This is a genomic window from Caballeronia fortuita (genome assembly GCF_001544835.2).
Taxonomy (GTDB): Bacteria; Pseudomonadota; Gammaproteobacteria; order Burkholderiales; family Burkholderiaceae; genus Caballeronia; species Caballeronia fortuita.
On record NZ_FCNX02000022.1, the window covers coordinates 101,857 to 113,314 of the forward strand.

At 58.4% G+C, this 11,458-nt stretch carries 12 protein-coding genes; 3 read left to right on the forward strand and 9 right to left on the reverse strand.

The features are described 5' to 3' along the window. Positions 1-224 precede the first annotated feature (224 nt). The gene (locus AWB77_RS31060; protein ID WP_157694960.1) at positions 225-1,379 is read left to right on the forward strand and encodes a DMT family transporter; all 1,155 of its coding nucleotides are present in this window, start codon (positions 225-227) and stop codon (positions 1,377-1,379) included. A gap of 7 nt (positions 1,380-1,386) precedes the next feature. Here AWB77_RS31060 and AWB77_RS31065 read toward each other — a convergent pair whose 3' ends face one another. From AWB77_RS31065 to AWB77_RS31075, 3 genes are all read right to left on the reverse strand, one after another. Further along, positions 1,387-1,599 carry a hypothetical protein gene (locus tag AWB77_RS31065; RefSeq protein ID WP_157694961.1) on the reverse strand — a complete coding sequence of 71 codons (213 nt, stop codon included), beginning with the start codon at positions 1,597-1,599 and terminating at the stop codon, positions 1,387-1,389. An 83-nt stretch (positions 1,600-1,682) separates the two neighbouring features. After that, on the reverse strand, positions 1,683-2,549 hold the full coding sequence (locus AWB77_RS31070) for a hypothetical protein (RefSeq protein ID WP_061138310.1): 867 nt from the start codon (positions 2,547-2,549) through the stop codon (positions 1,683-1,685). Positions 2,550-3,338: 789 nt separating this feature from the next. Continuing rightward, positions 3,339-3,710 (reverse strand): hypothetical protein, encoded by a 372-nt coding sequence (locus AWB77_RS31075; RefSeq protein WP_061138311.1) that lies wholly within the window; start codon positions 3,708-3,710, stop codon positions 3,339-3,341. 242 nt (positions 3,711-3,952) lie between these two features. Between AWB77_RS31075 and AWB77_RS31080 the strand changes: the two genes are divergently transcribed. Both AWB77_RS31080 and AWB77_RS36230 read left to right on the forward strand, forming a co-directional pair. Further along, a complete protein-coding gene (locus AWB77_RS31080; protein WP_157694962.1) occupies positions 3,953-4,369 on the forward strand; it encodes a hypothetical protein in 417 nt (138 codons plus the stop codon). A gap of 93 nt (positions 4,370-4,462) precedes the next feature. Beyond that, entirely contained in the window at positions 4,463-4,741 is a 279-nt protein-coding gene (locus AWB77_RS36230; RefSeq protein WP_157694963.1) for a hypothetical protein, read from the forward strand. A 120-nt stretch (positions 4,742-4,861) separates the two neighbouring features. Here the strand turns inward: AWB77_RS36230 and AWB77_RS31085 are convergent, their stop codons facing one another. The 6 genes from AWB77_RS31085 to AWB77_RS31110 form a co-directional block, all read right to left on the reverse strand. After that, positions 4,862-5,383 (reverse strand): hypothetical protein, encoded by a 522-nt coding sequence (locus AWB77_RS31085; protein ID WP_061138313.1) that lies wholly within the window; start codon positions 5,381-5,383, stop codon positions 4,862-4,864. Between the two features lie 39 nt (positions 5,384-5,422). Beyond that, complete coding sequence (locus AWB77_RS31090; protein WP_061138314.1) at positions 5,423-7,234, reverse strand: site-specific integrase; 1,812 nt, start codon at positions 7,232-7,234, stop codon at positions 5,423-5,425. Positions 7,235-8,337: 1,103 nt separating this feature from the next. After that, on the reverse strand, positions 8,338-9,720 hold the full coding sequence (locus AWB77_RS31095) for a hypothetical protein (RefSeq protein ID WP_061138315.1): 1,383 nt from the start codon (positions 9,718-9,720) through the stop codon (positions 8,338-8,340). A 200-nt stretch (positions 9,721-9,920) separates the two neighbouring features. Further along, on the reverse strand, positions 9,921-10,328 hold the full coding sequence (locus AWB77_RS31100; RefSeq protein ID WP_061138316.1) for a hypothetical protein: 408 nt from the start codon (positions 10,326-10,328) through the stop codon (positions 9,921-9,923). A gap of 303 nt (positions 10,329-10,631) precedes the next feature. Beyond that, on the reverse strand, positions 10,632-10,835 hold the full coding sequence (locus AWB77_RS31105; RefSeq protein WP_061138317.1) for a hypothetical protein: 204 nt from the start codon (positions 10,833-10,835) through the stop codon (positions 10,632-10,634). Between the two features lie 271 nt (positions 10,836-11,106). Next, positions 11,107-11,361, reverse strand: coding sequence for a hypothetical protein (locus tag AWB77_RS31110; RefSeq protein ID WP_061138318.1), 255 nt, complete (start codon positions 11,359-11,361; stop codon positions 11,107-11,109). Positions 11,362-11,458 lie beyond the last annotated feature (97 nt).

Here is an 11,458-nt window from a genome sequence, read left to right on the forward strand (position 1 = left end):
TAGGAATAAGACGAAAAACGTCGAAACTCATTTCGTTCTATGCAGCAATATCGAGATCGCATTTCGCCGGCTTTAACTTTGAATTCGCGAGGAGAAAGATGCAGCTTGAAAATCTCATCTACTTTGTCGCAAAAAGAACGAGTTAATCGATATACGACCAAATAGTCGTAAACCTCTCCAACAACTTTTTTAATGTATGCTTGAGACATCAAGCGGAGGTTGCGATGGAGCAAGACAATACCGGAGGCGAGAAAGCACCGAGTCCTGGCTATACGCCGTATCTCTGTATGACGGGTGCCTCAGTGCTGTTTGCGTGGGTCGAGGCAGGAGTTAAGCCAATCTCGAAATCATTTAGCGCTGGACCAATGTTGCTTGTCCGCGCGATTTTTGCGTTCGTTCTTTTTACTTTGTTTATCGTGCTATGCAAGGCGTTGCGGGGTAAGTCGCCAGTCGAGCTGGACGCCTTGCGTAAGCTCACATCGAAGGTCTGGATGCGCGGCCTTGTTGTCTCGGGGTGCGCAGCTTTTCTCACATTGGCACTCGCATACTGCGAAACACAGACCTTTACCTACGCGCTGTTTCTTGTCCATCCGCTGGTCACGCTGGCGCTCACCAAGTTGTTCACGGGAGAGCATCCTGATTATCGCTCGCAGATCGGTCCGATGGCGATTACGATTGCAGCCGGTGCGGGGTACACGGTTCTCACGAGTGATGACAACTCTCAGACGAGCGTCTTTTTCTCCATCATATCGCCGCTTGTCGCTGGAATCCTGTTCTCCTTGGGGAATCTGATGGCAAAAGATATTAGCGACAATGATCACATTGACTCATGGGCCCTGGCATATCAGTCTACTTTGACGGGTCTGGTTTTTTCGCCCTTCGTTACGGTAGTCGTCTGCGTTTTCACGGCCAGGAATGCTGGCATGCAATGGACTGGCGATCTTTGGAGCGACTGCCACATTGTCCTGGACTTGGGCGCGCACGTCGACTTTGCGGATTTGACGGCCGTCGCAATTTTGTTCGGCACGTCTATCTTGGCCGCAATCGCTAACCCGCTCGTGACGAAGGCGTTTGCGGACGCATCTCCCAAACAATTACCGATCGTATCAATACTTGATCTCTCGGTTCTCGTCTTCGCGGCCGGGATAGGTCTTATTTTTGGCAACATCTCGTTTTTCGATGACGAGCATCCGCTGTTCAGCTGGAGCGGATGTATGTTGATCGCGATCTTCGCAGGCGCCTGTCTCAGCATCTATCGTGCGTCGAAAGCGAAGGGCGCCCTGGCCCGTACCGACGAGCGCATTTTCTACCGCATGTGCTGCCTCATCGCCTTTGGGGTGTTGCTTGTCGGTTATTCCGGCTTGGCGTACGCCGGTTGAGGGTGCTTTATTGGTGGTACATGAAGTTGGTTGCAACCGGGCGGTTCTGCTGTGTCGTTTCCTGATGTTGGCGCGAACCGTCCTCTGCCTTCTTGTCAGGAGTCCATGTAAAGGCGACCCCGACTAATGCTGCAATCGCAGCGGTCGCGAAGGCGACCGCATATTTGCTGGCTTTACGCCCCCCCTGCGTAGACAGATCCTCGTTCTTTTTATTATCCATATTAGTCCTCGCTTGGAGGTTCTTAGATTCTTTTACCGGAAGGAGAAGTGAACCACAAATCTTTTTCATATGCAATTAGAATCTCAAAAACGAAGCACGTTATTAGAAACAGTAAAAGAAAGCTTATTCCTTACTACATCAGGAATATCATCCGTTATGTCGATGGTGCGATCTAGCTCATCCGGTTCTCCAATCCATCTTTCGATGTAAATGGGGGCGCTAAAAAGCGTGTTTGCTCCATAGCAACCGGTCGCCATTCCCTGCATCACCATCAGTTTTGAATCTACGCTGATGGCATTATCGATAATTATCATTCGTGGTGGACCGGAGTGGCCATTGTTCAGCCGCGAGAATAAAACATAATGCCGAGATTTCTTGATTATGAAGCCGCAAAACTCCTCCTTTAGAGGGGTAGTTCCTTCGCGGCCGGAGTAATTGTGAGTTTCGATAATGCGGACTGCATCGTCGTTCGTAGTGATTTCGAGCCTGCCTCGGATGTATTTTCCGGGAATATGAAGAGAGGGAGCCCAGATCACATACGTGCCACTCGCTTCGTCAGCAAGTTCATTTATTGTTTGCTGATGAATTTGAAGAAAATGAGTAAGCGCGCGAAATAGCGAGTTGGAGTCGCGAGCGGCGCCCTCTCTTTTCCACTGGTCGTTTAGCCAATGGTTATCGGCCAAATACCGTACCAGATCGTGATGAGATTGTTCGCCAAGCGCAATCGACTCCTCCCTCATAAAGCTGTCAATGGTATGAGGTTTAACATCCTTGTCGTGGCAGGACGCGGCCAGCTTTCTTGAAGTAAGCTCTTTCTTAATTTCGGGATAATCGCGCAGGTCCTTTATACGAAGCCTGAGTCGTTCGTGATTCGCATCAGTGAACTCAAACGCTTCCTCGAAACTCCATTCGTCGCGGTCGGCTTCTTGTGATGGGGTATTGTCGTTCATGGTAATGGCCCGGACCCGACGACTAGATAGTCGAGAGTATAGGCGCTCGCTATCGCCACGGATGGTCGAGTCGTCGCTTTTTACGTTCTTGAGCCGCGGTAATCGTCATGCGCGCGGGTGGAGTAAGAACTCTCTTTGATCTGCAGCGGGCGCGAGCTGCCTGTACACCTGGATCAATGACCATCTTGCAGTCAAGAAGACTGATGGTCGGCCGTCCCTCGCCGAGCAAAGCGCGTACACCGTCCAGCCCACCGGCCAGTCCGCCGGCGACGGCGCCGGCCAGTTATCCATTGCCCACAATTGCTCCGAAGTCGTCGAAGGCGAATCAGTCCGCGTTGAGCACGATCGCAGCGGCCTCGAGGCTGCCGCAGCAGCATCGGCAGCAGCCGCTGAGGATCAGCCAACGGCATCTAACCCGATAAGCGGCGGCACTAGCCCGCCACCGAAGGAATATTTCGTCAACTTGGCCTCATTTGATGATCAACACACTGCGGAAATATAGATGGACAGGCTTAAAGCGGCAGGCGTGCCAGTGCCTCTTTCGGGATTGCCATTCTCTTCTGCTAGAGACAATTGGAAAATCCGGGCAGGCCTGTTTCGCACTTGGCAAGAGGCAGAAGCGGCGGCCGACCTCTGGCATAAGCTAAGCCAGGCGCCGAAATGACGATCAAGGGGTAATAAAAAAGCCCGCTCACAAGGAGCGGGCTAATTCCATGTCCGAGGGGGAGGACCATGGAGGAGAAGACACTCCTCCGTCGCAATCGTCGTACCTATCATCGGTTTGAAAGTTCAATAGCCGTAGTACGCGCGCCGGCGCTCGTACTCTTGGCGCTCCCGCCATCCCCGGCGTTCGCGCCACTCATGTTCACGCCATTCGCGTTGCCGCCAGTCTTCGCCATAAACGACGGGCGCAGGTACCGTCTGATAGACGACAGCCGATGGCGGTGGCGGGGCGTAATACACAGGGGGCGGCGGAGGCGGCGGGGCGTAATAGACCGGCGGTGCGGCGTACACGGACGCCGGATATCCCAAGCCGATGCCCACGCTGATGTGAGCAGAGGCGTCGGCCGCGGCCAACGACGTCGCGGCGGTGAGCGCGACCACGATCGCTGTCGAAATTTTCTTCGCGCGTGAGGTTTCACGCGCTCTAATGCTGGCCATGTTGGCTCCCTGGTGATAAGCGCTTAACGCTGCATTACCGAGGTCGGTGGACAGCAATTACGTGAGCAGTGTAACGAGATCTACACTCATCGACCAGGCGGCAAGCGTCGCTGCAACACGCCGCGGCATTGGCAAGCGAGTGCACCCTAAAGCCTACGCAGGTAGTGCCGTAATGATCAGTGGGCTGAGGTTTTGCAATGTCCCCGCGTCCACTGAGTCATGTAGCTGTCCAAGGAGAGTGTATGCAACGTTTTATAGGCGGACTTCTCGTCGCAGTCGCACTTGGCGGTTGCGGCTCCACCATGTCGCCATTGAAAGATGCGGACAAAGTCCCGACCGAGCGTCTGTTTTCTGCGGACAAGACCACACCCGGTGAGGGAAAACAGAAGATCACCGTGGTCCGCAACGGTGGAACGATGATCGGTTCGGGGATGCACCTGCTTCTCAAGGTGGACGGTGAGAAGACTGCGGAGTTGGGTACTAACGACGCGGTCGAGCTCTACCTGGCTAAGGGCGAGCACCTGCTAATGGTCGAACCAAAATACATGTCTACTTCGTCGTCGCAGCTCAGTGCGGCCCTCGTCGTTCCTACCAAGTTCCCCGTCTATCGGATCGATATCAACTTAAGCGGGCCGAAGTTCCAACCGTCTGTCGACTGACTTTACCAACGACGCACTAGTTGGCGCGCGCGGAGGTACAGCGCTCTCTGCCTTTTCTACCGTTGGCTCTCTAATAAATCGGGATTTTAACAAATGACTAAATTCGACCGTGAAGACCGCATCGAGCCGACTTTCGGAGCTCCTGCCGGGCCGGCCACCGCGCCCCCGCGCGCCGTTTTACGCGTAAGCGTGACCCGCTGGTTTGTTCGTATCGCGGTCACCGTGTACGCGCTTGCCGTACTCGTCTACGTGATTACCGCACCTGGTTCGTCGAATGCCGCGTATTCGGCAGGCCAGGTAATAGGCGCGCCGCTACTTGCGCTAGCGTTGCTATGGGCCGCATGGGGCAAACCGAAGCGGAAAACGCAATGACATGGCGCGGCACCAGAGCGGGGTAGCGAATCGGCGCGGCCCCGCGCCGATCGTCGCGCGAGACGCCTCTTCATCGAGCAGCAGCGGCCGACGGGCCGTTGGACATCTGTCGTTGCGTCGCTAGTTCAACATATCGGAAAACACAAACTGTCTGGCATTGCCGCAGACACGGACCATGACATTAGAGGACTTCGTTACCTCAACACCGTAAGACGAAGCTATAGCGAGCTGCCACAACGATTTAAGCGTCGATAGCAGTCGGAACGGGTCATGTGCGGTCTGTCCGCGTGAGTCAACAAACTCTTTGAACCAACTCTCGACTCCGGAAGCTTCGCTTGTTGTGAGCTCGAACAGGCGCTCCATGCGCATGTAAGTCCAATACCCGTAGGCATCGCGCTTACCGCGTTCGCGATGGCAGTAACACTTCGGTACGGTGACGGAGGGGTTGCGTCTCGCCCAGTCGACGAACACTGCATATGCGCCGTCCGAAGCGATCTTCGCCACTCGGTCACGACTGTTATTGATGAAGATGCGCGGCATCAGGCCGGTTCGGTTCTGCACGCCGGTTGGTCCGGTCGTGCCGGGCAGTACCTCGGTGAAGCCACTGGACAGAAGGGCTTCGGCTACGGTCTTTGATTCCATTTGAGTTTTCTTTCGGGGTGAGCAGTTTGCTCGATGCTGTCACACAGTCGATTCAGGGGTGGGTCGACGATAAAACGCTGCTGCTTCACGAAGCATCCGTTGCTTCTCAGCCTGGACGTAGATAGATGTAGTTTGAAGCGACGCATGCCCGAGAATCTTCTGCACGACGTCGAGCGGAACTTCCTCGGCTGCGGCGTGTGTGCCGAACGTATGACGAAGTGAGTGCGTCGACGTGCCTGCCAGTAGCTTCATCTCATCCGTTGTCAAATCCGGCAACCCTCGGATGATGCGTTTCCTGAACCACTCCATTAGTACGTTGACGGTGTTGGTGCTATAAGCGAGCGGCTTCCCATCGGCGTGCTTCCGAAGAGCGCGTTCTGTGGACGGGATGAAAATCGGCGCGAGCAGCGGCCCGGCGGTTGCGCTCTCAAAATCCTCCCCGCGATCGCGCCAGTGTGCCGCCAGCGCTTCGATGGTCGCGGGACTCACAGGCACGGTCCGCTCCTTATTCCGCTTCCCAACGATCGACAATTGCCACACAACATCGTCGCCGTCCCCGTAGGTCGTCGGAGACATTCGTTCTCTGCGTGCGCCCGCCAGTTCTTCGCGGCGAAGGCCCGAGTCGGCAGCAAGGAGGAGCGCGACGCGCACCGATCGCCAATGGGTTGCCGTGTCGGGCTTGCATTGGCTGTCGATGTAACCGCGCATGCGCGCCCAAAGCTCGGCGGGCAGGGCGCGTTCGACCTTCAACAGATTCTCGCGTTCAACAATGACGGGGTCCGATACGGCAGTCCAAGGGTTGCCTGCCAAATAGCGGACGTCCACCAACCACGCGAACGCAGCGCGTAGTGCTCTGACCGCGTACCGCTGGCTTTCAGGACTCAGTTCGCTCGCGGCGAACGGCCGCCAGCGGCCGCTTGCCCGTGACTGTCGCGGACCAACGAAAGCCGGCGAGGGCGCTTTGAGGAAATCGCGGTAGGCCTCGCAATCGTCGGCCAGCAGAGAACTGAGCGGTTTGCGCCTGACGGTCACGGTCCACAAGAGGAACCGCTCCAGTTCCTTCGTGTAAGCGCGTAGGGTCTTGGGCTGCTCGCGGTAGCGGTGCAGGTAAGCGCGGACCGCCTCGAGGTCGTTATGCGCCATGATGTAGGAGAAGCTCGCGTGGCGGTTGAGGCCACCGGCGCCCGATAGTTCGCTCGGCAGCCGCACGCGCTCCAGTGGTGCCAATACGCCCGAATCCGTATCGATCGTGACGAGTTCGCCTTCCGGGGCCGAAAACGGATCGTCGAGCGACACGTCCGCGCCGACGCGCGCACCGATCGCGTCTTCGTTCTGACGCAGCCACGACACGACCCGTTGTGCACGGCCCGGTCCAATGCGCGGGACCGCCCGCCACCAGCTTCCGCCCCGGCGGTTACAGAAGTCCACCAGTTCCGCCAGCGTGTGGATGCCTGCGTCTTTCAGCCTTCGCGCGACCAGCGGCCGGAACCACATGCCGACCCCGTGCGTCGGCTCGGGCTTGGCGACGGCCAAGAGCGCCGCCTGCTCGACCATCTTGAGCGTCACCGCGGTCAGGCGGGCGCTACCGTGCGCCTTGGCGGACGACTTCAAATGATCGGCCAGCACCGACGACCCATACTCGACCGCGATCTCGACCAGTTCCGCCTGCATGCGCCGCAGAAACGACTCGACCCAGCCCGGCGTCGCTTCGTTGCCGTCTTCGTCCTCAGAAAAATACAGCCGCGTGATCGTCGACGCGGGGATGCGCTGCACGTACGCGCGCAACGCCGCGAAATGGTTGCGCGTGTATGCGGCACGGCTTTTTGTGACGGTCTGCGGTTTATTAGCCATGAGCGGCTTCTTTTCGTTCGTCGGAGCCCCGTCGGGACGGGACGTAGATGCCCTACCCTCGGATTTTACCCATTAAATGCAATGGTGATAATACGAATTATCACCATTGATCAAGCGGAGAGGGCGTCGGTTTTCCGTGTCCCTGGCCGGCAAAGGCGTTTTGAACGGTCGTACTGCAACGACCGGATTAAGCGTAATCCTGATATCCAGAGTTATCAGGATTAAGTAGCCGCGGCCCACCGCCAAGAACGGCGGAATCGCTGCCGCCTTTACGGCGCCCGTGCTGCCCCCGGCAGGCGACTTCCCTCCGCGCCGTTACGCCGAAGCGAGCGATTGCCTGAGAGCCGCCGGCGGTCGTCGGAAGCCGGCGCGGGGCCGTGGAACCGTTGCTGCGGACGCCGCCGGAAGCGGTCCGTTTCAACGAAAGATGCTCGTAGCGAACGGTATGCGAAAGCGAACCGTACACCCCCGACGCAACTCAGCTGATGGGCGAGCCCGCCAGCAGGGGCTGCGCCGCGACACAATGTATCGTTCGATAAGTTTCCGCGACCGGCAACGGCCGCTGCTTCGGGAGGTGGGCGGACGTTCGGCCGGTGCGTTGGCGCGACGGAAGGCCGAAGGGGCAAAGAGGCCGTTGCAATGTGCAGCCATCAAAATGTCGAGCGGAAAAGCCGTTCGATGGCCTTCCTGTCTGAAACGGCTGGCCCCGTAGGGATCGCTACTACCCGGAAAGCGGCAAGACCGTCGAAAGATACGTTGCCGACGCGCACGCCGGCGTAGTGGTGGAGCAAATTGAAAGCGAATATTCGCTGCGGGGCGGCTTCGCCTGCGCCAGCAGTGGGTTGGACATGCAATATGCGTCTGAGCGGTAACGTCCGAGCCCTTCGAAAGGTCATCTGCGCCGCGGACGTCGCGGACGGAGCGGCATCGGCGGCGAAGGGCGCCCCCAGACTAAAGTGGACCTCGGCCGTCTTCGGGTGGAAGAACAGTGGCCGCCAGGAATTTCTTGGCGGTCGTTGGATATTGTTAGCCGCGCAACAACCGTCAAGCGCAGCGCGAACGGTGAATCGAGACGCGCCGCGAGACGGGCCTCGACTTCGCCGTCACAGATGGATTGCTTGTTGCAGAAGCTCGAGTGCCTTCACCTCGTCTAACCGACCTGTGCGTGCCTTGCCAGCGAGCGTTTTCAAAAGTGCCTCTGCTATCGGTGCTATCCCGTCAAGTCCGGCCAAATTGGTTTGCACCGTGGAGATGGCGGGCGCGCTGGATCGATGGGACGTAGCGGAGGCGAGCGGTAATTCCACCGGTCGGGCATCGGCTGTTGCCACTGGCCTTTCGTCCGGATCGACAGTCGCGTGAGCAGGCGCGGCGACTGCCTCGTTGACCGTCCCATGCTCGCGACCGACCACGCCGCCTTGCGCGCTTGGCGCCTCGTTCGGCGATGCCGCGGCTTTTGCGTCAATCGTGATGCGAGCTCGGAGTCGGTCGCTCTCGCTTCCGGGAGCGGCTGCGCCAAGCGTGTCGTCGTCCCGTGCGGCGGCGGATGCCGGCAGCGTGTGACCCGGCATGCGCGCGCGTGATGCGGGAGCCAAAAGCAGCGCCACCGACTCAGGAACGTCGGCCTCCGAACGAGGTGTGTCGAGCCAGCCTTCGGGCAGACCGAGCCGCTCGGTGAAGCGCTGTGCTTCAGGATCATCCATGCGCTTTTTGCCGTGCAGTCGATGAGCCATGTTCGATCCGGTCAGTCCCATGACTGCGCCGAGCTTGGCCTTGGAACCGTTGCGTCCGGTGAGGACGTGAAGGTTGGCCCGCCGGATTCCCTCGACTGAGACCGCGCCGTCTGAATGGGCCCGTTCTCGCTGAGCCGCTTGACGCGGCCCGTTCTGGTTGGAAGAACCTCCAACCGTGGAAGGTCGGCCGCCCGTCTGCTTAGGGGTCTCAGCTGAACGGGCCCTAGTCGCGGCGGGCGCGCCCTTCGAACTCTTCGAACGCATTTTCGCTTCCTCGGACAGCCTGCTCGCAGGCAGTGACGGCTTTTGATTATTCGGGAGGAGGGAGGCCTCTTGGACTTCGCCTTCATCGCTGGTTTCGTCCCTGCTCACGAACTCGAGCGGCGACTTCAGGCGAGCAATTACCTCCGTCGCAAGTACGGGATGATGCTGGTCGAAGAAGCCGGAAGGCAGCCCGAGCGTCGTTTCCATGTGGAAGGCGGTCTCGGGCGTGAATCGCTCGCCTCGCAAGAGTTCAGCTATCCGCGTCAAGCTGGAATCCAGGCCCAACGCAACATTTTCCTCACCGACAGCATCGACGAGAAACTTCAACGAACGAGTCTTAATGATGGACGCCTGGGCGGGTGTGCTCTCACTCGCTTTAAAGGGCGGTTGGACCCGTCCCGGGCGACTAGAGCTGGCCGGATGTTGAGGAGGTGGGCGTCGACTGCTGGACTTGCCTCGATATCCCGCATTTGGTCCGCGGGGTTGGCTCATGTTAGAACTCCAGATGCAATGCGTGAGTTTCGACGCCTCGGTTATATCGGCGGTCCCCTGACACTGAATGATTGTCGCTTCAAGTGTCGGAGTATGCTTCAATCCAATGCGGTTAGGGCGAGTCGACGGTCGTGTTCGACCGGCGGCTGTCTACTCCTGCGAGCTGCCGGTGCGACCGCCGTTGGCCGAATGTATTCGCCTCAATGACCAAGGGCGGCGGACACCAGCGGCGAGCCCCGCCCGCTAGCGGCGAAGCGCTTGAGCCTCTCGCGCGCTTCGAGAAGCACGTATCGCGGAGCGGCGGATAGTTGACGATCTGCCTCTTGTAAGACCGCCTCAAATAACGGCAGCCCGGCTGCATCGAGTGTCCATATTTTCTCCGTTTCGGCTCGCTGCAGGCAGCGCTCGAGAGCGGCTTCGGCGCGACCATAGATGATAACGTCCGTCTCGCCGTAGCCCGCATCTTGCACGAAATAGGTGACGTAGACCAACTCGATCAGCTCGTTGATCAGATACGCCGATCCGGCGCCGGCCCGACAGGCCGCGAACGTCAAATGGTTGGACAGCGCAACCGTCTGCGCCGCTGACAGCGGCAGAGGTAGCAACATCGCTCTGCTGAGGTGTTTGCGAGACGGAGAACGAGTAGCTTGGGAACTTGAGTGGCGATAAGACATGCTGCAATAAGAGAACGAAAGGAGTCCGCGTTCGATGGTTGCCCCCGAATGATAGCAGGCCGCAGCAGCCGACAGTGGCGCGCGGAACAGTCGGCCACTCATCCGGCGGAGTTGGCGGCGGCGAGCGATGTCGCATCCCGGCCGCGGAAACCATGAGAATTACCGGCGGCAAGGAAAAGCGATCCCCGGCGCGTGAACATAATAGCGAGCATGAGTGGACCAGGATTCGCCCACGACTCAAAAAAGCTGGCTGTCCAACGGTAGCAGATTGACCAGTTTCACCGCCGTGCGGCGCTCGGCTCCATCCGCATGGACGGACCGGATCATGACGCGTTGGCCGCGGGCCTCGCCCAGCACTTCGACGATCCGTTCTCGATAACGAGCCAGCGTGCCGCGAGGCGGTTTGCGCGTGGAGGGGCGGTTCGTCGTTGAGCGAGACATAGGATTATCGCGGCAAAGGCGTTGTTGCATTATGCAACGCCGCGGGCTTCATCGCGACATATTCTGTCTACTTGCGCATGCGAGATGCGTCGTACTGCTGCTCGCTCTTCTCGTTATCGCTGGGCAAGCCATTCCGCGCGATAAGAGGTCTCGATTGATATAGGTCGCCTTCGCAATCTTAGAGCCATTCGGAGGCGCAAGGACCAGGGAAGTCGATAAGTCCAGCGGATCTGAATATGCCGAATGGATGTGACCGCATCCTTACTGTTGCTCAGCGTCCTCTATCCGTTCCCAAGCCTGTGCGCTTTGCGTCTGCGACCAGTTCCTTGAGTGCTTCGATTCCAGCGTCAGTGAAGGCTGTGATCGAGATGATCTCGTCGGGCGGCACGTCAAGGTCATCGATGACGCCAAGGCAGCCGTCCTCCGGTTCCAGATTCACATTGGCCAGCTCTTCAAGCCATTCTCCTGGTTCATGAAGCATCTTGGCTACGCACGAGATGGTGTAGACATGAGATGGCGCAGACATTGTATGCTCCGAATGTAGGGTGATCCTGCCTCGTTTCCACGTACAGCAAATTATGCAGCGATCATCCTAGCCTCGTAATCGACGGGAGTGGAGAAAT

What these genes read in the sequence shown, in the direction of transcription:
- AWB77_RS31060 (WP_157694960.1), top strand. Translation starts at nt 225, where the DNA reads ATGGAGCAAGACAATACCGGAGGCGAGAAAGCACCGAGTCCTGGCTAT.
- AWB77_RS31065 (WP_157694961.1), bottom strand. Translation starts at nt 1,599, where the DNA reads ATGGATAATAAAAAGAACGAGGATCTGTCTACGCAGGGGGGGCGTAAA.
- AWB77_RS31070 (WP_061138310.1), bottom strand. Translation starts at nt 2,549, where the DNA reads ATGAACGACAATACCCCATCACAAGAAGCCGACCGCGACGAATGGAGT.
- AWB77_RS31075 (WP_061138311.1), bottom strand. Translation starts at nt 3,710, where the DNA reads ATGGCCAGCATTAGAGCGCGTGAAACCTCACGCGCGAAGAAAATTTCG.
- AWB77_RS31080 (WP_157694962.1), top strand. Translation starts at nt 3,953, where the DNA reads ATGCAACGTTTTATAGGCGGACTTCTCGTCGCAGTCGCACTTGGCGGT.
- AWB77_RS36230 (WP_157694963.1), top strand. Translation starts at nt 4,463, where the DNA reads ATGACTAAATTCGACCGTGAAGACCGCATCGAGCCGACTTTCGGAGCT.
- AWB77_RS31085 (WP_061138313.1), bottom strand. Translation starts at nt 5,383, where the DNA reads ATGGAATCAAAGACCGTAGCCGAAGCCCTTCTGTCCAGTGGCTTCACC.
- AWB77_RS31090 (WP_061138314.1), bottom strand. Translation starts at nt 7,234, where the DNA reads ATGGCTAATAAACCGCAGACCGTCACAAAAAGCCGTGCCGCATACACG.
- AWB77_RS31095 (WP_061138315.1), bottom strand. Translation starts at nt 9,720, where the DNA reads ATGAGCCAACCCCGCGGACCAAATGCGGGATATCGAGGCAAGTCCAGC.
- AWB77_RS31100 (WP_061138316.1), bottom strand. Translation starts at nt 10,328, where the DNA reads ATGTTGCTACCTCTGCCGCTGTCAGCGGCGCAGACGGTTGCGCTGTCC.
- AWB77_RS31105 (WP_061138317.1), bottom strand. Translation starts at nt 10,835, where the DNA reads ATGTCTCGCTCAACGACGAACCGCCCCTCCACGCGCAAACCGCCTCGC.
- AWB77_RS31110 (WP_061138318.1), bottom strand. Translation starts at nt 11,361, where the DNA reads ATGTCTGCGCCATCTCATGTCTACACCATCTCGTGCGTAGCCAAGATG.